This window comes from Streptomyces sp. AA4 (assembly GCF_000158875.1).
In the GTDB taxonomy this organism is placed as follows: domain Bacteria; phylum Actinomycetota; class Actinomycetes; order Mycobacteriales; family Pseudonocardiaceae; genus Amycolatopsis.
Window position 1 is genome coordinate 1,425,842 of the sequence record NZ_GG657746.1, and the last position, 24,229, is coordinate 1,450,070.

The 24,229-nt window shown below is 68.0% G+C and carries 19 protein-coding genes and 1 riboswitch; of the genes, 13 read left to right on the forward strand and 6 right to left on the reverse strand.

Annotation, left to right across the window (positions count from 1 at the left end; translation table 11 throughout):
- The first annotated feature begins 38 nt into the window (after positions 1–38).
- Both ilvC and SSMG_RS06735 read left to right on the forward strand, forming a co-directional pair.
- On the forward strand, positions 39–1,052 hold the full coding sequence (gene ilvC, locus SSMG_RS06730; RefSeq protein WP_009074019.1) for a ketol-acid reductoisomerase: 1,014 nt from the start codon (positions 39–41) through the stop codon (positions 1,050–1,052).
- A gap of 112 nt (positions 1,053–1,164) precedes the next feature.
- Entirely contained in the window at positions 1,165–1,431 is a 267-nt protein-coding gene (locus tag SSMG_RS06735; RefSeq protein WP_009074021.1) for a DUF397 domain-containing protein, read from the forward strand.
- Between the two features lie 175 nt (positions 1,432–1,606).
- Here the strand turns inward: SSMG_RS06735 and SSMG_RS06740 are convergent, their stop codons facing one another.
- Together SSMG_RS06740 and SSMG_RS06745 are read right to left on the reverse strand one after the other, a co-directional pair.
- Positions 1,607–2,431, reverse strand: coding sequence for a M55 family metallopeptidase (locus SSMG_RS06740; protein ID WP_078560720.1), 825 nt, complete (start codon positions 2,429–2,431; stop codon positions 1,607–1,609).
- Positions 2,432–2,652: 221 nt separating this feature from the next.
- Entirely contained in the window at positions 2,653–3,213 is a 561-nt protein-coding gene (locus SSMG_RS06745) for a TetR/AcrR family transcriptional regulator (RefSeq protein ID WP_037712814.1), read from the reverse strand.
- A 105-nt stretch (positions 3,214–3,318) separates the two neighbouring features.
- Here SSMG_RS06745 and SSMG_RS46670 point away from each other — a divergent pair, with 105 nt between their 5' ends.
- From SSMG_RS46670 to SSMG_RS06760, 3 genes are all read left to right on the forward strand, one after another.
- Positions 3,319–3,858: a cupin domain-containing protein gene (locus SSMG_RS46670; protein WP_009074027.1), complete on the forward strand. Its 540-nt coding sequence runs from the start codon at positions 3,319–3,321 to the stop codon at positions 3,856–3,858.
- Positions 3,859–3,967: 109 nt separating this feature from the next.
- Entirely contained in the window at positions 3,968–4,648 is a 681-nt protein-coding gene (locus SSMG_RS06755) for a HEAT repeat domain-containing protein (protein ID WP_009074029.1), read from the forward strand.
- Entirely contained in the window at positions 4,642–5,670 is a 1,029-nt protein-coding gene (locus SSMG_RS06760) for a MerR family transcriptional regulator (protein ID WP_009074031.1), read from the forward strand. The genes SSMG_RS06755 and SSMG_RS06760 overlap by 7 nt, the downstream gene beginning before the upstream one ends.
- Positions 5,671–6,406: 736 nt before the next feature.
- Here SSMG_RS06760 and SSMG_RS46675 read toward each other — a convergent pair.
- From SSMG_RS46675 to SSMG_RS06780, 4 genes are all read right to left on the reverse strand, one after another.
- Positions 6,407–7,228: a nuclear transport factor 2 family protein gene (locus tag SSMG_RS46675; protein ID WP_353611793.1), complete on the reverse strand. Its 822-nt coding sequence runs from the start codon at positions 7,226–7,228 to the stop codon at positions 6,407–6,409.
- A gap of 43 nt (positions 7,229–7,271) precedes the next feature.
- Complete coding sequence (locus SSMG_RS06770) at positions 7,272–8,618, reverse strand: ankyrin repeat domain-containing protein (protein WP_009074035.1); 1,347 nt, start codon at positions 8,616–8,618, stop codon at positions 7,272–7,274.
- Between the two features lie 158 nt (positions 8,619–8,776).
- Positions 8,777–9,403, reverse strand: coding sequence for a DUF1345 domain-containing protein (locus SSMG_RS06775; RefSeq protein WP_009074037.1), 627 nt, complete (start codon positions 9,401–9,403; stop codon positions 8,777–8,779).
- A gap of 376 nt (positions 9,404–9,779) precedes the next feature.
- Complete coding sequence (locus tag SSMG_RS06780; protein WP_037712817.1) at positions 9,780–10,613, reverse strand: TIGR03620 family F420-dependent LLM class oxidoreductase; 834 nt, start codon at positions 10,611–10,613, stop codon at positions 9,780–9,782.
- Between the two features lie 205 nt (positions 10,614–10,818).
- Between SSMG_RS06780 and SSMG_RS06785 the strand changes: the two genes are divergently transcribed.
- From SSMG_RS06785 to cimA, 8 genes are all read left to right on the forward strand, one after another.
- Positions 10,819–11,418 (forward strand): TetR/AcrR family transcriptional regulator, encoded by a 600-nt coding sequence (locus SSMG_RS06785; RefSeq protein WP_037712819.1) that lies wholly within the window; start codon positions 10,819–10,821, stop codon positions 11,416–11,418.
- Positions 11,419–11,498: 80 nt separating this feature from the next.
- Positions 11,499–13,097 (forward strand): phosphoglycerate dehydrogenase, encoded by a 1,599-nt coding sequence (gene serA / locus SSMG_RS06790; RefSeq protein ID WP_009074043.1) that lies wholly within the window; start codon positions 11,499–11,501, stop codon positions 13,095–13,097.
- A 250-nt stretch (positions 13,098–13,347) separates the two neighbouring features.
- Positions 13,348–16,680 carry a S8 family serine peptidase gene (locus SSMG_RS06795; protein ID WP_037712824.1) on the forward strand — a complete coding sequence of 1,111 codons (3,333 nt, stop codon included), beginning with the start codon at positions 13,348–13,350 and terminating at the stop codon, positions 16,678–16,680.
- A gap of 262 nt (positions 16,681–16,942) precedes the next feature.
- Positions 16,943–17,983 carry a 3-isopropylmalate dehydrogenase gene (locus SSMG_RS06800; RefSeq protein WP_009074046.1) on the forward strand — a complete coding sequence of 347 codons (1,041 nt, stop codon included), beginning with the start codon at positions 16,943–16,945 and terminating at the stop codon, positions 17,981–17,983.
- 31 nt (positions 17,984–18,014) lie between these two features.
- Positions 18,015–18,094: riboswitch (cobalamin riboswitch) on the forward strand.
- Positions 18,095–19,475: 1,381 nt separating this feature from the next.
- Positions 19,476–20,453, forward strand: coding sequence for an iron ABC transporter permease (locus SSMG_RS06805; protein WP_286157028.1), 978 nt, complete (start codon positions 19,476–19,478; stop codon positions 20,451–20,453).
- Positions 20,454–21,242 carry an ABC transporter ATP-binding protein gene (locus tag SSMG_RS06810; protein WP_009074051.1) on the forward strand — a complete coding sequence of 263 codons (789 nt, stop codon included), beginning with the start codon at positions 20,454–20,456 and terminating at the stop codon, positions 21,240–21,242.
- A 16-nt stretch (positions 21,243–21,258) separates the two neighbouring features.
- Positions 21,259–22,239 (forward strand): ABC transporter substrate-binding protein, encoded by a 981-nt coding sequence (locus SSMG_RS06815; RefSeq protein WP_234392805.1) that lies wholly within the window; start codon positions 21,259–21,261, stop codon positions 22,237–22,239.
- Positions 22,240–22,449: 210 nt separating this feature from the next.
- Positions 22,450–24,111, forward strand: a complete 1,662-nt coding sequence (cimA, locus tag SSMG_RS06820; RefSeq protein ID WP_009074055.1) for a citramalate synthase — start codon at positions 22,450–22,452, stop codon at positions 24,109–24,111.
- Positions 24,112–24,229 lie beyond the last annotated feature (118 nt).

Genomic DNA, 24,229 nt, shown 5'->3' on the forward strand with positions numbered 1-24,229 from the left:
CAGATTTCGTGTAAGTACGGAAGGAAGTAGTACCCCCCATGGCAGTGGAAATCTTCTACGACGACGACGCCGACCTGTCGATCATCCAGGGTCGCAAGGTCGCCGTGATCGGCTACGGCAGCCAGGGCCACGCGCACTCGCTCAGCCTGCGCGACTCGGGCGTCGACGTCCGGATCGGCCTGCAGGAGGGGTCCAAGTCCCGGGCGAAGGCCGAGGAGCAGGGCCTGCGCGTGCTGTCGGTCGCCGAGGCGGCCGCCGAGGCCGACGTGATCATGATCCTCGCGCCGGACACCAAGCAGCGCTTCATCTACGAGGAGCACATCGCGCCGCACCTCAAGGACGGCGACGCGCTCTTCTTCGGCCACGGGTTCAACATCCGGTACGACCTGATCAAGCCGCCGGCGAACGTCGACGTCGCGATGGTCGCCCCGAAGGGCCCGGGCCACCTGGTCCGCCGCCAGTTCGTGGACGGCAAGGGCGTGCCCTGCCTGATCGCGGTCGAGCAGGACGCCTCGGGCAACGCCCAGGCGCTCGCGCTCTCCTACGCCGCGGCGATCGGCGGCGCGCGGGCCGGCGTCATCAAGACGACCTTCACCGAGGAGACCGAGACCGACCTGTTCGGTGAGCAGGCCGTTCTCTGCGGTGGCGCGTCCGCGCTGGTGCAGACCGGTTTCGAGGTGCTCACCGAGGCCGGTTACGCCCCGGAGATCGCCTACTTCGAGGTGCTGCACGAGCTGAAGCTGATCGTCGACCTCATGTACGAGGGCGGCATCGCGCGCCAGCGCTACTCCATCTCCGACACCGCCGAGTACGGCGACCTCACCCGCGGCCCGCGTGTCATCTCGCCGGCCGTCAAGGAGGAGATGAAGAAGATCCTGGGCGAGATCCAGGACGGCACCTTCGCCCGCGAGTGGGTCGCCGAGGACGAGGCCGGCCGGCCGAACTTCACCAAGCTCGAGGAGCAGGGCAACCAGCACCCGATCGAGAAGACCGGCAAGAAGCTGCGCGACCTGATGTCGTGGGTGGACCGGCCGATCACCGAGACCGCCTGATTTTCCAGGCCTGACCGGTTCTCCGGAGAAGACCCTGCCGTCCGTTCGCCGGACGGCAGGGTCTTCTTTTCGTTCCAGGGCGTTGCCGCTGAATGGCGGATACGCTGTGCCGATGAGCCGCCCGACCGACGACAAGGCGCACATCAGGCACGAGCTCGACCTGACCGGCGCGACCTGGATCCGCGCCGAACCGGCGGGCGTGACCCTGGAGCATTGCGCGGAGTACGCGTTCGTCCCGCATTCGGACGGGGTGACCTACGTGGCCATCCGGCAGCCGACCGACCCGGACGGCGCGGTGCTGGTGTTCACGCCTTCGGAATGGGACGCGTTCACGCGCGGGGTTCGGGACGGGGAGTTCGAGTTGCCGGGGGAGTCGTAGTTCTCCGCTTTTCGTGAGGGCTTTCTGACTGGCGAATCGGCCTGATCTGCTTGGTGGGCGGCTGTTGCCGTTTAGTGGCGAATCCGAAGCCCGCGCGCGATTGCCCAGGTCAGAGGCTTGCTTTGAGTGCATCTTCGTGGGGGCGGCCCTGGCGGACGGGTCCGGCTGGCCGGGATCAGACGGCTCCGAGCGTCGCGATGAGTTCGACGACCTGATAGGCCGTCGGGAAGTCCGGTGCCTGGTAGCGCAGGGTGCAGCCGTCGGCGAGTTCCATTCCCGGCACCAGCAGCGCGTGTTCGGTCATCCGGGGCCGATGTACCTGGACTTCCAGCTGGACCAGGCCGTCGAAGCGCAGCGGACGGACGTCCTCGCGACCGGCCAGCGCTTCGGGCACCGCGTGCTCGATACGGTCACATGCCTCATCGGGATGCAGCATCGCCGCCGAGAGAGCACCCAGCGCGCGTTTGACCACTATCGAGCGAATGCCCGGCGCTACCTCGGCCGCCTCGGTTGCCACGGTGTCGTCGCCGCTTACCAGCACGGGCGGTGCGCCGTAGTGCGCCGCGAGCGCGGTGTTCAGGCCGAGTTCGCCCAAGGAACGGCCATTGCAGCGCACGTCCGCGACGGTTCCGCCGGAGATGGTGTGCGCCATGACCGAACGGGGCGTGCCGGCCTTGCCGTGATAGCCGATGAACAGCACAGCGTCCGTGTCCTCGGCCAATCCCGCCATCATCCCGCCGGGTTTGGGTGTGCCGCGGAGCAACTCGACACGTCGGTCCAGCAGGTCGGGCAGAAGGTTCCGGAAGCTCGCGTGCGCCTCGGTGACCTGTACCTGCGCGGCCGCGTCGTAGGTGTAGATCCCGCGAACGGCGGCGTTGGCCTCCGCGGTGAGCAGCTTGCGGTTGCGCTCGTATTCGCTGTGCCCGGGAATGACCTCTTCGCCGTGGACCACCCCGGCGATTCCCTCCATGTCGACCGAGACGAGCACCCGCATCTCCATCACACCTTCCTCGGCGGCGCGCGGCCAGGAACGCCACCTTATCGAGCGATCCGGTGGTGGTCGCCTTGCTCGCGCGGGTGGGCGCTCGGGTCTGCGAATGCCTGGTTGACCAGGGATTAGCCGATTGATGGCGAATCTGTCTTAGCGAGGCCGGGGCCTGTATCGGCGGATTCGCCGCTGGGAGGCCAGGGCTGCCGCGATTGGTCTGCGCGGGTTGATCGTCAGGACGGCAGGAAGATCGCGGCCGCCGCGTCCGCGAGTGCGTCGGGGCTCGGCGAATCCGCCTCGGTTTGCGCCAGGTGCTGTAGCCCGAGGATGGCCGCGTAAGCGACACGCGCCCGGTTCGCCGCCTGGTCCGGCGAGAGGCCGAGTTCGCGGTAAGTGTTGGTCAGAAGGTTCAGCCGGGCTTGATTGACCCGGCTGACTGCTTCCTTGACCCGAGGGTCGTTGCGGTCGCCGAGCAGGCTGAGGTGCACCGACGGCGCTAACGGCTGGACGGCGCGCACGACGGCGGTGAGCAGCTCGCGCAGCCGTTGCCGCGGATCGGCGATCGCGGCGTACTCGGCGAGTCCCGCCTCGCCGTGGTTTCGCCACCAATCGGCGAGAGCCGCGGTGATCAGCTCGTCCCGGTTGCGGAAGTGCGCGTAAAAGCTGCCCTTGGTCACGCCGAGCGTCCGCGCGAGCGGTTCGACCGCGACCGCGGCCAGCCCGCCGTCTGCGATCGCCTTCAGCGCGGCCCGCGTCCAGTCCTGGGCGGACAGCCGGGGGGAGTCGTTCACCATGCGCGGAGGATACGTCACCGTATTGACGGCTCCTCCCGTGCTGGATACGGTGGCGTATGGATACGCATCAGTATCCATACGCTGTCGTACTGAGGGGCGATCGAAATGACACACACGAAGGTTCGCCGAGTAGTCACCGGACACGACTCCGACGGCAAGTCCCGCGTGGTCGCCGACGGCGCCGTCGAACCGATCACTTCCGATTTGATGCCTGGCTGCGCGATCTACCGGCTGTGGGGCCGGGACGAGCGACCGTTGTTCCCGGACGACGGTTCGCCGCGTCGCGCCGAGGCGCACTACCCGCCGAGGGACGGTTCGCGGTTCATGATCAACACGATCGCGCCTGGCAAGCTGACGCCGTCGCCGGATGTCGACCTACCAGCAGCTTGGGAGAAGCTGGAGCAGCAGGCACCCGGCGCGGCCAGCGCGATGGAACCCGACGCACCGGGCATGCACACCACCGACAGCCTCGATTACGTGCTGGTCGTGTCGGGCGAGGTCACGTTGGAGCTGGACGACGGGGACCAGACGATCTTGCGGGCAGGCGATGTCCTCGTCCAGAACGGCACGCGGCACGCCTGGCGAAACCATGGCACCGAACCGTGCACGATCGTCGGCGTCGCTGTCGGTGCGGATCGGGCGTAGATCGGCTTTCGCCGCTGAGCGGCGACGACTCCTGTTGCCGATCTTTTGCCCGCCGGGTTTGACATTGACATCGTGACAAGGTCTTCACTGGTCGGCGGAGGTGATCCCGATGAACTCGACACAGATGAATTCCCAGCTCACGCGGCTGATCGAGGCGTTGGGCTCCGGGGACTCGTCGACGCGGCTGCAGGTCGCGCTGACGATCGGAACGCACCCGGACGGCCCTGGCCTCGTCGAGGCGCTCGTCGCACGGTGCGCGATCGAGCCGGACTTTTTCGTGCGCGACATGCTCACCTGGGCGCTGACCCGGTTCCCGGCGGAGGACACGGTGCCACGGCTTCTCGCGGAGTTGCGGTCTCCGGTGGCGCAGGCCAGGAGCCAGTCGCTGCACACGTTGTCCAAAATCGGCGACCGGGACGTGTGGCCGGCGATCACCCGATCGTTGCTGCGCGACGCCCACGACGAGGTCGCGAGAAGCGCCTGGCGGGCGGCTGTTGTCCTCGTGCCAGACGAGGACAAGGCCGGGCTGGCCGCAGAACTGGTGACACAACTCGGCCGCGGCGACCGAACGCTGCAGCTCAGCCTCAGCCGGGCGTTGGTCGCGCTCGGTCCCGTGATCGAGCCGGCGCTGGAGGCCGCGTTGACGAGCACCGACCCGACCGTCCGGGCGCACGCTGTCGCCACTGAGCGGCTACTGCGTGACCCGGACACCGGTTTCGACCAAGCCGTGGACGAGGCGAAGCGGATCGTCGCGCTCGGTCCGGAGCGGGCTCAGGAAACCGCGTGCTGATCGGCGAGGTCGCCCGCCGCTCGGGGGTGAGCACTCGGATGCTCCGGCATTACGACGCCCTCGGGCTGGTGCGGCCGACCGGCCGCACCGTGGGCGGCTATCGCGAGTACTCCGCCGACGACATCCGCCGGATCTTCCACGTGGAGAGCCTCCGGTCTCTCGGGATGTCGCTCCGGCAGATCGGCCGGGCGCTGGAGGACCCCGCCTTCGTACCGGCGGAGCTGGTCGGCGACCTCATCCGGCGGACCGAAGACCGGCTGAAACGGGAGCGGGAACTGCTCGACCGGCTCCGTGCGGTCGATGCCTCGGCACCCTCCGGATGGGAGGGTGCCTTGCGGATCGTCGAGTTGCTGCGCGGGCTCAATTCACCTGGTGCCGCGCGTCGGCAGCAGGCCGTTTTGGCCCCCGCCGACGATGTGCCGGTCCCTGCTGAGGTCTTGGCCAAAGCAGTTCTCGCCGAATCCGATCCGAACGTCGCCGGTGCCTTGCGATGGGCCCTCGCCCGGACCGGTGGCGACATGGTGGCGAACGTGGCGTCCGGTCTCCGCTCGGAGAATGCCGACATCCGCCGACGCGCGATTCTGGCGCTCATCGAGTTGCCCGGCGACGAGGCGACTGCAGTATTGATGGACGCGCTCGCTGCCTCGGACGCTGTGGTCCGTCGGCATGCGGCGCTCGCATTGGGAGCGCGTGGTGTCGAGGAGGCTGTGCCGACGCTTGTCGAAATGGTCGTTGAAGGGCGAAACGACGTCGAGGCGGCTGAGGTTTTGGGTGCGTTGGCGGATGGGGACGTGGACGGGATTGTCGACGCGTTGATGGATGCGGTGGCGGCGCACCCTGCGGATTCCGCGGTGCGGATCCGGTTGACGCAGGCGCTTGCGGAGATGCCGGGGACCCTTGCGCAGGGAGCGTTGCGGCGGTTGGCGGGGGATGGGGATCCGGCTGTGGCGTTGGTGGCTTCGGCTCTTGCGAAGGTTGTTGAAGAGCGTGGTGGCACCGGTGAGGTCACTGGAAGCGACTAGGGCGTGCGCGGTTGGCTGGCGGAGATTTGGCGTGTCGGTGCTGGTCAGAGGTATTTGCCAGTTAATGGCGAAAGTTGCTGCGGGGTGCGTTGCGGTTCAGCGGAGAGTGGGCGTGGCCGGTTGGATGGCGGCCTGCGGGATGAATTGCCGTTGGTCGGTGAAAGCCGTCGGGATGGGTTGCCGCCAGACCGCGGGGCGGGCATTCGCCGCCCAGCGGCGAGAGTTGCGGGACGTGGCCGAGCAGCGAGAGCTGCGAGGGCGGGTTGTTTCCCGTTCGGTGGCGAGAGCAGTGATGATGCTTGCCGTTCAGCGGCGAGGCTGTGACGGCGTGTGCTTGTCGTTGAGCGGCTAATGCTGCGCTGACGAGTGCTGCCCTTTGAACGGCGTGGCCTGTGCTGGCGGCAGTTGCTGCTGAATGGCGAAGGAGTCGACGGCAGTCGTTGCCGATGAGTGGCGACGTGCGTGGCGGCGAGGTTTGCCGGTGAGCGGCGAGCGGGTGTTGCTGATCGGTCAAGGTGCCTGGCATCGAGTTGTTGCCGCTCAGCGGCGACGCCGGTCCAGCGGCGGCCGAGGTGTTGCCGTTTGGTGGCGACACCGTGGAGGAGTTGCTGCTATTCGGCGACGCGGGCGATGAGTTCCGGTAGACGGCCGGTGGCTGCGGCAAGGGCGAGGTGGTCGCCGTAGTCGCGGGATTCGACGATCTCTCCGTCTCGGATGCGCATTGCGAAGATGTTGTTCACCTGGAACGGCACCCGCCGCTGGTTTCGCCTACATAGGTCGACTCGCCGATGATGACTTCTGGGTCGGTGCCCAGGTGGAGCACCAGGTCTGTCACTTCGATGTGGAGAGCGAGTGCAGCACCGGCGGCGAAGTGGGTGCGGAGGTCGTCTCGAGTGCGGAGGACGGGGACACCTGGCAGGAACGGGTGTCGGACATCGGTTTTTGCCGCATAGAGGTCGGGGAGTTCGGACCAGCGGCCGTCGGCGACGCCGAAGACGACTCGTTGGAATACGCCTTCGCGGCTGTTCGCGGCGAAGAGTCCGGCCGGGCGAGGTGCGATGGGGCGAGGTTCGTAAGCGGGCGCTTGGGCGTACGCCTCGGCTAGGCCGGCGGTCGCGTTTTGGATGGCGGCCAGGCGCAGGTAGTCGTGATAGTCACGGGTGTGGGTGAGGAGTCCGTTGCGGGCGTGGAGGACTTGGATGTTGGCCGTTTCGGTCGTCTGGCCGGTTTTCCGTGACTCGGCGGTGTACTGGTATTCGGCGACGATGACCTCGGGGTCGGCGGTTTCGTGGACGGTCACGTCGTGCCGCTTGAGATGGAGGGTTTGGCCGAGGCCGCTGACGAAACGGTCGTGAAGTGCGGCGCGGCCCTCCAAACGTCCGGGCCTGGGTATTGCGGTGGGGTGCTCTACGACGGTGTATTCGGCGTAGAGCTTGGCGAGGTCGGCGAAGCGGCCGTCGGTGATTCCAGAGGAGAGCTGGTCGAACAGGTCGCGTGGCGTGTGAATGAGGGCCTCCGCAGGGTGCCGGGGTAACCGGAGTCGGTAGTCCGTTAAGATACGGACTACCGACTCCGGTTGTCTAGCGCGGGAGAGTTGCCGATTAGTGGCGACGGAGGCGGCGCAGCAGTTCTTGGGCGTCGGGGCTGTCGCACGCTTCCGCCCAGCCTTCGGGGGTGCTGTCCCACAGGGCGTCGCGGGCGGTGAGGTCGGCGCCGGCGGCTACGAGGATTTCGATGACGTCCAGTTGGTTGCTCTGGGCGGCCAGGTGCAATGCCGTGACGCCGACGCCGTGGCGTGGGCCGCCGAAGGTGCCGACGTGGTTGACGTTCGCGCTGAGTGACAGCAGCGTTTCTGTTGCCGCTGAGTGGCCACACGTTGCTGCCCAGATAAGAGCGGTGCCGCGGTAGACGTCGGCGTCCAGGTTTGCGCCGCGCGCGGCCAGGGTGCGGAGTGCGGCTACTTGGTTGTTGCGGGCGGCCCAGGCGAGGGACTCGTCGAGGATCTCCCTGGGGTCGTTTGTTGGCTGCCAGGATGGAAAACCGCTGTGCGGACGGTAGAACTCACGGTGTGCGCCGGCTGCCGGAGAAAGAGTCCCCTTTGGACTGACGAGTTCATCCAGCAGTGCGGCGTCGCCGAGACCGGCTGCGACGCGCAGGTTGTGAGGAGACCGTTCGTGCGTTGCCAGGTTTTCGGCAACAGCGCGATTTCCCCAAAACAAGGCCACGATGAGCGGGGTTCCGCCGTCACCGCGGCCGGAAACGGCCAGGGGCGCGCCAGCGTTGATCAACATGTCGGCGATCAATGGTAAGTTGCTGTAAGCAGCTTGATGCAAGGCAGTCCAACCGTGTGCGTTGGCTCGTGCGGGATCGGCGCCGTGAGCGAGCAGGACGCGGACGAGGCGTTCGTCATGGGTCGCGGAGGCCATGCCGAGGAGATCGTTCCCGTTGGTGCCTCGGGCGTGGGCCAGGTGCGGGGCATCGGCGAGCAGTGCGGTCAGACCGTCGACGTCTTGGGCTTCTACCAGTTGATAGGCCCGGGCGAAGGGTTCGCCGTTTTTCGGCAAATCCGCGACGTGGGCCTTCAACGCCCGCCACGTCGGGAGGCCGTGCTCCCTGGCGATGACGGTCAGCGCGCCGGTGCGGGTCAGCGGTTGTTTATGGCGGGCGAAGGCGGCGCGGGCGTCGGGAGTGCCGTCTTCGGCTGAGGCGAGGAGGCCGAGGGCGCGGTCGTGGTAGTACTCGACGTCCTGGTGGTAGGCGTGCTGGACGTCCGGCCCGTGCTCGGCGATTCGGCGGACGTACGCCTGAAGTTGCGGCCAGCTCGGGAATCCGTAGCGGCGAGCGAGCCGGAACTGCGCTTCCGACAGTGCGATCGAGTCGGCGCGGGCGAGTTCCTTGGCCTGTTTGCGGAGCTGGCCGAGGTCGGGGTTGGCGGGCAAGGCCGTCATCAGGGAGTCCTTTCTTCCCTTGCGCGCCCCGTGGTCCGCCGGCACCGGGCAGGGAAGTAAGGAGAAGCTCTGCAACTCGTGGTGCGGGGGTGGGCTCAGCCCTTTCCGCGGACAGGACGCGGCCCCTGCCGCGCAAGGACAACTGTAACTCAGAAGGGTCAATGTCCGCCGGTGATGACGCTGACCGCGATGCCGAGCGTGGCGGTGTTGTACATGAACGACAGGACGCTGTGCGCGAGCACGAGGGAACGGATAGGCGTCGTGCGCGTTTCGACGTCCGAGACGGCGAAGCTCGTCCCGATGGTGAAGGCGAAATAGGTGAAATCGGCCAGCGTGGGACGCTCGGTTTCGGGGAAGCTGAAGTGTCGGGTGGGGAGGCTGTCGTAATACATCTGGGCGTAGCGTTCCGCGTAGCCGAAGTGCAGGATCGCCCAGGCCAGCAGGACCGCGGGGACGCCGACGATTTTCGCCTCGGTCGGGTCGATGCCCGCCGTTTCCGGCAAGACGATCGAGAGCCCGCTGGTGACGCCGACCAGGCTGGTCAGCAGGGTGAACAGCAGCCCGAGCCGACGGCCGAGCACGCCTTTCAGCCATCGGGAGTCGGTGTGGTCGATTTTCCGGCTGCGGGACACTCGCGCGATCCGGATGCCGAGGTAGATCAGCGCGAGCAGATCCCAGAAGAGAAGGACGGGAACGTTGTTGTCCTGGACGAGGGCGGCGATTCCCAGTACCAGCAAGACCAGTTCTACCAACCGCGACACGGCGAGGGCGAGCTTCGTGAACACCGGCGGCTCCCGGGGCGAACGCGGGCGAGGCGTCCCGCGAAGATAACAGCGGGTTGTGGTCGCCGGACGGCGAAACGGTTCCGTCCGCGTCGCCCGTTCAGGGGAAGTGCTCGCTGGGTTTGCCGCGATAGACGCGGAGGCGTGGGAAGGTCTGGGTGGAACGAGAAAGTGCCCGTATGCAGGGGATGAGCAGTTTCGCCGTTTAGTGGCGAATCCGTGGTGAGCTGGGGTTTCGGCCTCCGGGTGGGCTTCGGCGGGGCGCGGGGCGGCCGGGCGAATCGGGTGCGGCGGAGAGGTCGGGAGCTGGTCCGGGTGGGGGCTTTCGGGAGAGGCTAGTGAAAGCCCCCACCGGGACTTCAAGAGAACCCGTCGGCGATCAGAGAACCAGCGGGGCGAGACGACGCCAGCCGTCGACCGGGATCTCCGGTCCGGTGCCGAGGACCTGGACGCAGACGTGGTTCGCGCCGGCGTCGAGGTGGGCGCGGATTCGGTCGGCGACTTCCTGTTCGCTGCGGTAGGCCACGATCGCGTCGACGAGCCGGTCGCTGCCGCCGTTGGCCAGATCTTCGTCCGAGTAGCCGAGGCGGCGCAGATTCGCCCGTTGGTGTGGAGCCATGCGCACGTAGCCGGCGACGTGTTCGCGAGCGATCTGCCGCGCGCGCAACGGATCCGCCTCAAGGACGACGGCTTGTTCGGCGGCGAGGTACGCGTCGGGTCCCATCGTTTCCCGGGCGAGCGCGGTGTGCTCTGGAGGGACGAAGTACGTGTGCGCGCCGTCGGTCTGGGCTGCCGCTAGCTTCAGCATTTTGGGTCCGAGGGCGGCGAGGAGCCGACGCGGCCGGGAACCGGAAGCGAAGTCCAGGTCGGCCGCATCCATGGCGTCGAGGTAGTCCTGCATCGCACTGCCTCCGCCGCCGGGCCGATGTCCGCCGAGTCCCAGCGTGAACCGTCCGGGGTACGCCTCTGACAGCGTGCGTCCAGCGGCTTCGGCGGACGCCGCTGATCGTTCGGAAAACCGGGCGATCCCTGTCGCCACCGGCAGCGTCGTAGTGGCCTCGAGCAGCAATGCGGCCTGGGTGAACGCCTCCCGGCCGCGGTATTCGCCGAACCACAGCGCGGTGAAGCCCAGCGACTCGACCTCGCGGGCCGCGGCGCGTACTTCGCCGATTTCCTTGCCGTCAAAGGAAAAAGTCCAGATTCCGACGGTCACCGCGCCCCGCCTTCGGTGTCGGCGGTGCGCTTCGCGAACTGATTCACAACAGGCTCCAAGAAGTTCCTGGCCGCGGGGTGCGGCGTCGATCGGGCGCAGCCAAGGCCGATACGTCCACTGAGGACGCACCCCAGAAGCAGAGGCTGCCTCCGGTTGCTATACGGAGGTATCCTCCGATTTGTCACCGGATAAACTCGGATCCGAGATGACCGACGCCAAGCCGATGCGCGCGGACGCCCGCCGCAACTACGAACGCCTGCTGGCCGAAGCGAGGCGTGCCTTCGCCGAACGCGGCGTCGACGCCTCGCTCGAAGACGTCGCCCGCAGCGCCGGCGTCGGGATCGGCACCCTTTATCGCCACTTCCCGACCAGGGGAGACCTGATCGAGGCGCTGCTGCGGGACCGGTTCGACACCCAGGCGGAAAGGGCGCGCGAACTGCTGCTCGCCGAAGACCCGCTCGACGGGCTGTACACCTGGCTGATCGGCTTCGGCGAGACCTCCGCCGTTTACCGCGGGCTTACCGAAATGCTGGCCGACGCGTTCGACGATCCGGAGTCGCGGCTGCACGCGTCCTGCGAGGCGATGCGGGAAGCCGCGTCCCACCTGGTGGACAGGGCGCAGGCGGCCGGGGTTTTCCGTGCCGACGTGACGGTCCGGGAGCTGCTTTTGTTGCTGCACGGCGCTTCCTGGGCCGGATCCCACCTTCCGGGAGAAGGCGGTACAGAGCGCCTGATGACGCTTGTCTTCACCGGATTACAAACAAGTGAACAGCGGGGGCAGCGGGCTGTCAGCGCACCGCGTTAAACTCCCGCCAGTCCGGGCACAACGACGTGCGCCGCGAGAGAGCGTCCTCGATTTCGTGACCAGATAGTGGGAGCCGCATCGTGACCAAGCCCAGCAAACCCGTAGTCCTCATCGCGGAGAAGCTCGCGCCCTCCGTGCTGAGTGTGTTCGGTGAAGAGGTAGAGGTCCGGCACGTGGACGGCACCGACCGTCCCGCTCTGCTCGAGGCGGTGAAGAGCGCCGACGCGCTCTTGGTCCGATCCGCCACCAAGGTCGACGCCGAGGTGCTCGGGGCGACCACGCAGCTGAAGGTCGTCGCCCGCGCGGGCGTCGGCCTGGACAACGTCGAGGTCCCGGCCGCCACCGAGCGCGGCGTGCTCGTGGTGAACGCGCCGACGTCGAACATCGTCTCCGCCGCCGAGCACGCGGTCGCGCTGCTGCTCGCGGTCGCCCGCCGCGTTCCCGCCGCCGACCAGAGCCTGCGCGGCGGCGAGTGGAAGCGCAGCTCGTTCTCCGGCGTCGAGATCAACGGCAAGACGGTCGGCGTCGTCGGGCTCGGCAAGATCGGCCAGCTGTTCGCCCAGCGGCTCGCCGCTTTCGGGGCCAAGCTCATCGCGTACGACCCCTACGTCTCGGCCGCGCGCGCCGGCCAGCTGGGCATCGAGCTGGTCACCCTCGACGAGCTGCTGGAACGCGCCGACGCGATCTCCATCCACCTGCCGAAGACGCCGGAGACCAAGGGTCTCATCGACGCCGAGGCGCTCAAGAAGACCAAGCCGGGCGTGATCATCGTCAACGCCGCGCGCGGCGGTCTGATCGTCGAGGAAGCGCTGGCCGACGCGGTGCGCAGCGGGCACGTCGGCGGCGCGGGCATCGACGTGTTCGTCACCGAGCCGACCACCGAGAGCCCGCTGTTCAACCTGCCGAACGTCGTCGTCACGCCGCACCTCGGCGCGTCCACCGCCGAGGCGCAGGACCGCGCGGGCACGGACGTCGCGCGTTCGGTGCTGCTGGCGCTGCGCGGCGACTTCGTGCCGGACGCGGTGAACGTGTCCGGCGGCGGCGCGGTCGGCGAGCACGTGCGGCCGTACCTGTCGCTCACCCAGAAGCTCGGCCAGGTGCTGACCGCGCTGAACCCGAAGGCGCCGACGTCGCTGACCGTCGAGGTCAAGGGCGAGATCTCCAGCGAGGACACCGCGGTGCTCAAGCTGGCGGCGCTGCGCGGGCTGTTCGCGGGCGTGGTCGAGGACCAGGTCACCTTCGTCAACGCGCCGCGGCTGGCCGAGGAACTCGGCGTGCAGGCCGAGCTGGTTTCCGAATCGGAGAGCCCGAAGTTCCGCAGCCTGGTCACGCTCCGCGCGGTGCACGGCGACGGCGCGACGCTCACTGTCTCCGGTTCGGTCACCGGCAAGGACGAGGTCGAGAAGATCGTCGAGATCAAGGGCAGGCACTTCGACCTCCGCGCCGAGGGCGACGTGCTCGTGATCGAGTACCCGGACCGTCCCGGCGTCATGGGCCGCGTCGGCACGCTGCTCGGCGAGGCGGGCATCAACATCGAGGCCGCGCAGATCAGCCAGAGCACCGACGGTTCCGACTCGATCATGCTGCTGCGCGTCGACCGGCACGTGGACGCCAACGTGCTCGAGCCGATCGGGGCGACCGTCGGCGCGCACACCATCCGCGCCGTCGACTTCAACTAGTCCAGATCGCCAGGAACGGCCCCTTTCCCGGACTCCCGGGGAGGGGGCCGTTCTGCGTTCGCCCGCACCGGCAACATTCGGGTAACGGAGCTTTTTCCGCACGAAAGTAGGGGTTTCGGACAGCTAGGTTCTTGCCGCGAGGCTGAACCACGCGCCGTGACAGCACGGTGCGGCGCCGGTGCTCACCGTCGGGGGTGCGAATGGAGAGCGTCGGCAGGTTCGTGATCCGGGCCTCGAGAAGGGGTTACTGATGAGCAGAACCCGGTTGCCCGGGTGGGCTGCCCGCTCGGTGGTCGTGGGTTCCGCGGTGGTGCTGGCGGCGGCCGTCGCCGTTCCCGCGGCGTCCGCGCAGGGCGCGCCGCTGGCCGAGCCGGTCGCTCCGGCGAAGGTCGACACGAGCAAGGTCGAGGGCAAGCTTTCGCCCCGGCTGAGCGCGGCGCAGGGGCAGATCACCGCGTTCGTCGAGCTGGCCAAGAAACCCGCGGTGGACGCGTTCAAGGAGGAGCAGGGCAAGGGCAAGGAGAAGGCCAAGCAGGCAGCGAAGGCGGCCAAGGCCGACGTCGCCGCCGCGGTCAGCTCTGTCGTGGGACAGCTGCGGTCCGCGGACGCGGGCACGAAACTGATCACGCAGACGGCCAACGCGGTGCCCGGCGCCGTCGTCACCGCGGACGCGGCCAAGATCCGCCAGCTGGCGGAACGGCCGGATGTCGTCTCGGTGCGCACGGTCGTGCCGAAGAACCGCACCAACGCCAGCGCCGACCAGCTCACCAACACGCTTGCCAGCTGGCAGAAAACCGGCAAGTTCGGCGACAACATCCGCGTCGGCGTGATCGACGACGGCATCGACTACACCCACGCCGACTTCGGCGGCCCGGGCACGCCCGAGGCGTACCAGGCGGTCGACCGCGCGAAGCCGTCGCCGCTGTTCCCGAACGCCAAGGTGGTCGGCGGCACCGACCTCGTCGGCGACGACTACGACTCGGCGGGCAAGACCGGTTCGCCGACGCCGAAACCGGACCCCAACCCGATCGCGTGCGGCGAGCACGGCACGCACGTCGCGGGCACGATCGGCGGCTTCGGCGTGAACGCCGACGGCAGCACGTTCACCGGCGACTACAAGAAGCTGAACAAGAAGACCCTCGACGCCATGCGGATCGGCCCGGGCACCGCGCCCAAGGCACTGCTCTACGCGATCAAGGTGTTCGGCTGCAAGGGTTCCACGAACGTCACCTCGCAGGCGCTGGACTGGGCGCTCGACCCGGACGGCGACGGCGACTTCACCGACCACCTCGACGTCGTGAACCTGTCGCTGGGCAGCGACTTCGGCGCGCCGGACGACCCAGACTCGCTGTTCGTGCGCAAGCTCGCGCAGAACAACGTGCTGCCGGTGATCTCGGCGGGCAACGGCGGCGACATCAACGACATCGCCGGTTCGCCGGGCAACACCCCGGAAGCGCTCACCGTGGCCAGCAGCCGCGACGCGGGCGAACTGCGGGACGCGATCGAGGTCAAGGCCCCGACCGCCGGACAGCAGCCGGGCCAGTACAGCCAGGAGTACACCGGCTACGACACCCTCGACCTCACCGCGCCGGTGGTGCCGATCTCGGCGGCCAACAACGCCGGGTGCGCCGCCTATTCGGCTGAGGACAAGGCAAAGGTCGCGGGCAAGATCGCGTGGCTGGAGTGGGACGACAACGACGCCACCCGTCCGTGCGGTTCCGCGGCGCGGGCCAACAACGCGCAGGCCGCGGGTGCGAAGGGCGTGCTGCTTTCGTCCACTGTGGAGCATTTCGGCGCGGGTATCGCGGGCAACGCGGCCGTTCCGATGTTCCAGCTCACCGGCAAGGCCACCCAGGCCGTGCGGGCGGGCCTGACCGCGGGCACGCTCACCGTGCGGCTGTACGGAGCCGGGCGGACGGCGCTGCAGACCTACGATCAGTCCATCGTGGACACTCCCAGCTCGTTCACCTCGCGCGGCGGACGCGGTCCGTCGGTGAAGCCGGACGTCGCCGCTCCTGGAGACACGATCACGTCGGCGTTCCGCGGCAGCGGCAACGGGCGTACCGTCCTTTCGGGCACGTCGATGGCCGCGCCGCACACGTCGGGCATCACGGCGCTGGTCCGCCAGGCGCACCCGGACTGGAGCGTCGAAGAGGTCAAGGCCGACGTCGTGGGCACTGCGGTGCACGACATCACTGACGGCGCTGGCCACACCTACGGTCCGCAGCGCGTCGGGGCCGGCCGGATCGACGCGAAAGCCGCGTTGGACAACCAGGTTCTCGCGTACGTGCAGGACGATCCGGGCGCGGTGAGCGTCACGTTCGGCACCGTCGAGGCGGCTGGCCCGGTCACCTTGAGCAAGACGATCAAGGTGGTCAACAAGGGCGTCAAGGCGACCGAGTACTCGGTGGGCTACGAGGCGGTCAACAGCCTGCCCGGCGTTGAGTACACAGTGGACAAGAACTCGGTGAAGCTGAACCCGCGCGGGGTCGCGACGGTGAAGGTGACGCTGAAGATCGCCGACCCGAAGGCGCTGCGCAAGGTTCTCGACCCGACCATGGCGGCTTCGCAGGCCGGGCTCGCCCGGCAGTTCGTGGCCGACGCCTCGGGCCGCGTCGCGTTCACCCCGAAGAACGGCGCGACCGTTCCGCTGCGGGTGGCCGTGTACTCGGCGCCGAAGCCGGTTTCGGCGATCACCACTCCGGGCGGCGTGCGCTTCAACGCGAACGCCGACCAGGCCGTGCTGAACCTCGGCGGCAAGGGAATCGACCAGGGCAGCGGCTCCCAGCGGTACCGCTCGCTGATCAGCGTGCTCGAACTGCAGGCCGAATCGCCGCAGCTGCCGGAATGCGACTCGCACGTCACGTCCGACTGCACCCTCAACCGCACCGCGAAGGGCGGCGACCTGCGCTACATCGGCGCGGCGTCGACGGCCCCGCTCGCCAAGGCGCAGGGGGAGCCGGAGAACGCGACGCTGGCGTTCGGCATCACGACCTGGAGCGATTTCGCGAACCTCGGCAGCAACACGGTGCCGTTCGTGGACATCGACACCAACGGCGACGGCAAACCGGACTTCGAAACCTTCGTGACGAAGGCCAAGGGGTCGGACGTGCTGCTCGTCAACACGGTGTCGCTGACCAAGCCGGGCAACCCGTCGGTGGACCTGCAGGCGATCAACGGGCAGCTCGGCGACGTCGACACCAACGTGTTCGACTCGAACGTGATGGTGCTGCCGGTCAGCATCGCCGCGCTCGGGATCGACCCGAAGGAGGCGTCGCACCGGATCAGCTACACGGTCGGCACCGCCGGGTACTACGTCGCGCCGGGTACCTCGAACGGGTTGATCGACCAGGTCAGCACTCCGCTGTCGTTCGACGTGCTCGCACCGGCGTACTCGGTCCAGGGCGGCGGCGACGCGGCGCTGGGCTACGTCGCCAAGCCGGGCACGGCTCTGGTGGTCAACCGCAACAAGGCCGCCGTCGCGGGGGACAAGGCCAAGGGCCTCCTGGCGATCGAGCACCACAACGCGGCCGGGCAGCGCGCCTCGGTCGTGCGGATCGAATCGGAGGTCCCGCGCGGCTGACCTGGTTCACCCGATGAGGGGAACTTGAGGTATGCCGCGGAAGTGGCCGCATAGCGGGACGCGGGGGCTTGCGCAGGCTGTCCGGCCTGGGCAAGCCCCCGTTTCCGTTCGCCCGAACGGGTGTCTCACCCTGTGGGAGGATGCGGCATAAGGGTGGTGCGGCTACGGCAGGTTGTCTACGGCCGGTAACCTTCTGCTGCTGGCGTTTTTGTGCGAATGGGCCATCGGTGCGCCCGGTGGCCTGGGCTACGGAGGTGTGTGGATGCGGCTCGCGGTGATCCCAGGGGACGGGATCGGGCCCGAGGTGGTCTCCGAGGCGCTCAAGGTGCTCGGTGAGGTAGCACCGGCGGCGGAGATCACGAACTACGACCTCGGCGCCTCGCGGTGGCACGCCACCGGGGAGCTGCTCCCGGAGTCGGTGCTCGGCGAACTGCGCCAGCACGACGCGATCCTGCTCGGCGCGGTCGGCGACCCGACGGTGCCCAGCGGAATTCTCGAGCGCGGCCTGCTGCTGCGGCTGCGGTTCGAACTGGACCACCACGTGAACCTGCGCCCGGCGCGGCTGTACCCCGGGGTGCGCGGCCCGCTGGCCGACGCCGGGGACGTCGACATGGTCGTGGTGCGCGAAGGCACCGAAGGCCCGTACGCGGGCAACGGCGGTCTGCTGCGCAAGGACACCGAGCACGAGATCGCCACCGAGGTCAGCGTCAACACGGCCTTCGGCGTGCGGCGCGTGGTCGCGGACGCGTTCAACCGCGCCGAGGAGCGTCCGCGCAAGCACCTCACGCTCGTGCACAAGACCAACGTGCTGGAGCACGCCGGTTCCCTGTGGTCGCGGATCGTCGAAGAGGTTTCGCTGGAGCACCCGGACGTCACCGTCGCGTACTCGCACGTGGACGCCGCCACGATCCACCTGGTCACCGACCCGTCGCGGTTCGACGTGATCGTCACCGACAACCTGTTCGGCGACATCATCACCGACCTCGCGGCCGCGGTGACCGGCGGCATCGGCCTCGCGGCCAGCGGCAACCTCGACATCACGCGCCGGAACCCGAGCATGTTCGAGCCGGTGCACGGCAGCGCGCCGGACATCGCCGGCCAGGGCCTCGCCGACCCGACCGCCGCGGTGCTGTCGGTGTCGCTTCTGCTGGACCACCTCGGCCAGAAGGAAGCGGCGCGGCGCATCGAGGCCTCGGTGGCGTTCGATCTCGCCACGCGCGACCAGTCGTCCCCGGGCGCGACCCAGGCGATCGGCGACCGCCTCGCGGCACTGGTCTCGTCCAACGTCCGTCAGGTCGGCTGACCCCGTCCTGAGTCTTTCGGACCCCCGCCGCGGAAGCCGGTCGAAATCCGGCGCTGACCCGCAACGGTAGGCCTTCGGCTCCTTCTCCGGAGCCGAAGGCGAGCCCGATACCGGCGGAGGTTCCTCGAACCTCGTCCCCTCCCGTCGTGGTCTGCGGGAGACGACACTCCCGCCGCCGGCGGCTGCCGTCTTTTGCGGGCCCAATGTCTCGATTGGGTCGTCGCCGGTGGTGTCTTCTTCTGAAAGGCGTTCTGCTCGTCCTGGCTCCGCGGTGGGCGGGGCTTCGCCGGTTTTCGGCGACGGTGGTTCTGGTGGGGTTTCGCCGCCTGCTAGCGACCGTGATTCGCCGGATCTTCTGGAAGGCGGTTGCCTCTCGCCGTTGAGTGGCGAGGGCGTGTCGGGTGGTTCGAGTTCTCGTGGTGACTCGGATCTTTTGCCACCGAGCGGCGATGGCGAGGCTGCCGATTTAGATTCGCGCGCTGAGGGCGGTTCGGGTGTTTCGCCGTCTGGTGGCGACAGCGGGTCGGCTGGTTCTGGTGCTCGCGGGGACGGTGCTTCGGGCGATTCGCCACTGGATGGCGAGGGTGGTTCGCCATCTCCTGGCGACGGCGGTACGCGCGACTCGTTCCGACCGGGTGGTTCTGCGGCGAAGGTGGATTCGCCATCTCGCGGCAACGCAGTGCACGGCACCGAGTCGCCGATCGACGAGCTGCGGGCCGAGTCCGCGGAGAGCCGTGATCTGACTGGCTCTGGTGGAGGCGTTGGCTCGCCGTTGGATGACCGATCCTCGAGCGAGGAGCACGTTTCGCCGCGGGCTGGCGAATCCCCGACTCAGCGGGTTGCGTTGCCGCGGATCGGCGAATCCCAGAACCAGCGGGTCACGTCGCCGCGAGTTGAGACCGCGCCGGGCCAGCCGGATGCGTCGCCGTTGAGTGGCGAGTCCCAGGGCGGGCGGGTCGCGTCGTCGCGGGTTGGCATCGCGCGGGGCGAGTCGGATGTATCGCCGTTGGGTGGCGAACTCCAGGACCAGCGGCATGCGTCGCCGCGGAGTGGCACTTCGCAGGGGCACTCGGACGCGTCGCCGTTGGGTGGCGAATTCCAGGACCGGCCGCACGCATCGTCGCGGGTTGGAGGATTGCAAGAGCAGCCGGATGTATTGCCGTTGAACGGCGAAGCCGAGGACCAGCGAGTCGCGTCGTCGCGGAGTGGCGCCTCGCAGGCACAGCCGGATGTGTCGTCGCTGAATGGCGAATTCCAGAACCGGTGGGTCGCGTCGTCGCGGGTTGGCATCGCGCAGGGCGAGTCGGATGTATCGCCGTTGGGTGGCGAATTCCAGGACCAGCCGCACGCGTCGCCGCGGAGTGGCACTGCGCAGGGCCAGCCGGACGCGTCGCCGTTGAGTGGCGAATCCCAGGTCGGGGCCGTTGCCGTTCAGCGGAGACGGCCGTTGACGCCGGTGCTGCTCGGGCTCGTGGTCGTGTTGCTCGGGTCGATCGTCGTCGCTGTCGGGATCGGGACGGTGGCGGTGCCGGTCACTCACACGTGGGCCTTTCTCCGCGCTGGGCTGTTCGGCGGGACGATCGGCCCGGACGAGGTCGGGGAGTACCGGATCATCTGGGATCTCCGGCTTCCTCGCGTTCTGCTGGCGGTGGTCGTCGGCGCTGGGCTGTCGACTGTCGGCGTCGCGATTCAAGCGATGGTGCGCAACGCACTCGCCGAGCCGTATGTGCTGGGGATTTCCTCCGGCGCTTCCGTCGGGGCGACCGCGGTGACGTTGTTCGGCGTCTTCGCGTCGCTCGGGATCTACGCGTTGTCGGTCGGGGCGTTCGTGGCCGCGCTCGTCGCGACTTTGATCGTCTATCTCGTCGCCCGTACGCGGCAAGGACTTACGCCGCTGCGTCTGGTGCTCACCGGAACGACGTTGTCTTACGGGTTTTTCGCGATCACCACGGTCATCGTCTTTCAAGCGCCGAACGGCGAAGCCGCGCGGTCGGCGCTGTTTTGGCTGCTCGGCAGTCTCGCCGGCGCGAATTGGGGCACGCTGCCGATCGCCGCGATCGTGGTGGCCGGCGGGATTTTGCTCTTGCTGGCGCTGGCCGGCCGGCTCAACGCGCTCGCCATGGGCGACGAAGCGGCGACGACTCTCGGCGTCGACGTCGGGAAGCTGCGGGTTCTCCTGTTCATCGTTTGCGCTGCCATGACGGGGGTTCTGGTCGCGGTGAGCGGAGCGATCGGCTTCGTCGGGTTGATCCTTCCGCACCTGGTGCGGCTGGTCGTCGGTGCCGATCACCGCCGGGTGCTTGCCGTGGCACCGCTGGCCGGCGCGGTTTTCCTGGTGTGGGTGGACGTCGCGGCGCGAGTGCTCGCCGCGCCTGAGGAGTTGCCGATCGGGGTGCTGACCGCGGCGGTCGGGGTACCGGCGTTCCTGCTCTTGATGCGTCGCCGCGCCTACGTGTTCGGAGGTGCGTGAATGGACCTCTCGCTCGACGGCGTCAGCGTGACCGCGGCCGGTCGCAAGCTGGTCGACGACGTGACCCTCGAAGCTCGGCAAGGCCAATTCGTCGGACTGCTCGGCCCGAACGGCAGCGGAAAGTCGACGACTCTGCGCGCCGTCTATCAAGTGCTCAAGCCCTCAGCCGGAGCCGTGTTGGTCGACGGTCAGCCGGTCGACGGGATGGCACCGCGAAAGCGGGCGCGCGCGATCGCCGCGGTCGCGCAGGAATCGCACGCGGAGTTCGACTTCACCGTCGCCGAGGTGGTGGCGATGGGTCGCCTGCCGCACCACGGCCTGCTCGACCGCATGAGCGCAGCCGACCACCGGCTGTGCGCCGACGCACTGGCTCAAGTCGGCCTGACGCACCTGGCCGAGCGAGGCGTGCTCACCTTGTCCGGCGGCGAACGGCAACGCGTGCTGATCGCGCGTGCCCTCGCACAGCAGCCCCGGCTCCTGGTGCTCGACGAGCCGACCAACCATCTCGACATCAGGCACCAGCTCGAAGTCCTCGCGCTCGCTCGTGCCAGCGGACCGACGGTGCTGGCCGCGCTCCACGACCTGAACCTGGCCGCTGCCGTGTGCGACGTGGTGCACGTGCTCGACCACGGCCGCCTCGTCGCGAGCGGAACCCCGGCCGAGGTGCTCACCCCGGCTTTGCTCGCCGACGTGTTCGGAGTGCGCGGGCATGTCGTGCCGCATCCCGCTACGGGGCGTCCGCAGTTGTTGTTCGACCTGCTCGAATCCCAGGAGGACAGTCATGCGTAGGACAGTCGCGTTGCTCGTGACGGTCGCCCTCGTCGCCACCGGCTGCGGCGCTCACGTGTCCGAAAGGGACGGTGGAGCAGCTCCGGCCGGGTATCCCGTGACGGTGACCAATTGCGGTTCGTCGTTGACCGTGTCCAAACCTCCTTCTCGAGTCGTGACGAATGACATCGGCATCACCGAGCTGATGTTCGCGCTCGGCTTGGGCGACCGGATGGCCGGTTACGTGGTCGACAAAGGACAGTCCAGCGGCGTGGCCTCGTCGCCGTGGAAAGCCGATTTCGCCAAGGTGCCCAAGCTCGCGGAGAAGATCAACCGTGAGGTGGTGCAGGGCGCGGGAGCGGACCTCGTGTTCGCGGGCTGGAACTACGGCTTCTCCGAGGCAACCGGGTTCACCCCGGATTCCCTCGCGAAGCTGGGCATCTCCAGCTACTTGCTCACCGAAGCGTGCCGCAACGGCAATGGCAAGCAGCGGGGGATCATGCGACCGCTCGACGCGCTGTACACAGATGTGCGCAATCTGGGGAAGATCTTCGGGATCAGTGATCGTGCAGAACGTTTGATCGAAGAGTACCGCTCACGGGTCGCCGCTGTCACGGACGCGGTGCCGGCCGGGCGGCCGAAACCCAAGGTGTTCCTCTACGACGACGGCCGTGACCAGCCATTCACCTCCGGACGGAACGCGGGCCCGGACGAAATCATCACCAAATCGGGTGGTGCCAACATCTTCGCGGACCTCAACGACAGCTGGACCAGCGTCAGCTGGGAAGCCGTGATCCAGCGCGCGCCGGACGTTATCCTCATCAACGACTACGGCGGCGAGGTCGGCAGCGTGGCCGACAAGGAGAACTTCCTTCGCTCGCGCCCCGGCCTGCGCGACATCCCGGCCGTGAAGGAAGGACGCTTCTTCGCGCTGCCGTACGCCGCTTTGGTGGAAGGGCCGAGAAATGCCGCAGCGGTCGAAGAATTCGGCCGCTACCTGGCGAAGCTGCCCGGCTGACGGCTCTCAGAAGGTGGGACGCTTCGCCCGGCGCTTGGAAGCCGGGCGAAGCTGTGGCATGATGGCCGACATGACCGCCATCTCCGTCATTATTGCCTTGCGCGCCGGATAGACGCTCCACAAGAGCTACCGGCGCGCAACCTCTCGCACCCATGCGGGAGGTTTTTTTGTTGCCTGGACCAGGTTCTGCCCCGCCACAAGGAGAACACCGTGACCCGCACGGAACCCGCCGGCACGCCGCTTGGCGATGCCTTCCACCTCTACGACACCACTTTGCGCGACGGTGCTCAGCGCGAAGGAATCACCTACTCGGTCACGGACAAGCTGGCCGTCGCGCGGCTGTTGGACGAGCTGGGTGTCGGGTTCATCGAGGGCGGCTGGCCGGGTGCTCTGCCGAAGGACACGGAGTTCTTTTCCCGCGCGGCAAAGGGAGAGTTGCCGCTCAAGCACGCCGCGCTCGTCGCGTTCGGGTCCACGCGCAAGGCAGGCACTGCGGCCGACAAGGATCCTCAGGTCCGTGCGCTGTTGGATTCGGAGGCACCGGTCATCACCTTGGTGGCTAAATCGGACTTACGGCACATCGAGCGGGCGTTGCGGGTGGACGTCGACGAGGCATGCGCGATGGTGCGGGACACGGTCGCGTTCCTCGTCGGCGAAGGTCGTCGAGTTTTTCTTGACGCAGAACACTTTTTCGACGGCTACGCCTTCTCTCCCGAAACCTCGCTGCGGGTGCTCGACGCAGCGGCGCACGCTGGCGCGGACGTCCTCGTGCTGTGCGACACCAACGGCGGGCAGCTGCCGTTGGGACTTGCTGAAACCGTAGGCGAGATCAAGGAAAAGACCGGATTCCGACTCGGAATCCATTGCCAGGATGACACTTCCTGTGCTGTGGCGAACTCTGTCGCCGCGGTGCAGGCCGGCGCGACGCACGTGCAGTGCACCGCGAACGGCTACGGGGAACGGGCAGGCAACGCCGACCTGTTCGCCGTAGCGGGAAACCTCGTGACCAAGCTCGGAATGGACGTCCTCCCGACCGGAGGAGCCGCCGAGCTCACTCGCGTCTCCCATGCCTTAGCCGAAATCGCCAACCTCGCACCCGACACCCACCAGGCTTACGTCGGGTTGTCCGCTTTCGCCCACAAGGCGGGGCTGCACGCGAGCGCGATCAAGGTGGATCCGTTGTTGTACAACCACATCGATCCGTCCTCCGTCGGCAACGGCATGCGAGTACTGGTCACGGAGATGGCCGGCAGGGCCAGCCTCGAGCTCAAGGGACGTGAACTCGGGGTCGACCTTGCCGGCCGGCCCGACGCGCTGACGAACGCGGTGCGAAAGGTGAAAGAACTCGAATCGGAAGGCTGGTCGTTCGAAGCGGCCGACGCGTCGCTGGGGCTGTTGCTGCGCCGCGAGGTCGAGGAGGTTTCCGGCGAAAAGTCGGATCCGCCGCCGTTCGAGCTCGAGTCCTATCGGGTGGTCCTGGACCACCGTTCGGACGGCGAAGTCGTTTCCGAGGCGACGGTGAAGGTGCACGTCGCGGGCGAGCGCGTCATCGCGACCGCGGAAGGGAACGGCCCGGTGCACGCCCTTGATGCGGCGCTGCGCCAGGCGTTGACGCCGTATCTGTCCTGGTTGGACAGCGTGGAGCTGGCTGATTACAAGGTGCGGATCCTGCCGTCCAATCCGGGTACGGACGCCGTCACGCGGGTGCTTCTCGAAACTAGTGACGGCGAACACGAATGGACGACGGTGGGGGTGCACGGCAACATCGTCGAGGCGAGCTGGCTGGCGTTGTGCGACGCGTTGGTCCACAAAAGCCTGACGGTCGCGTCTGGGCAGTCAGTGTCTGAGCTGGGGGTGGCTGCTGTGGGGTGAATCGCGCCTACGGGTGCGCTGGGTTGGGACATTCGCGCCTGGTGGTCCTTCCTGCGATGGACATCGCGACTCACGATCGTGTCGATGAGGCCGTTCCTGTGGTGCGTGGTCGTATCTG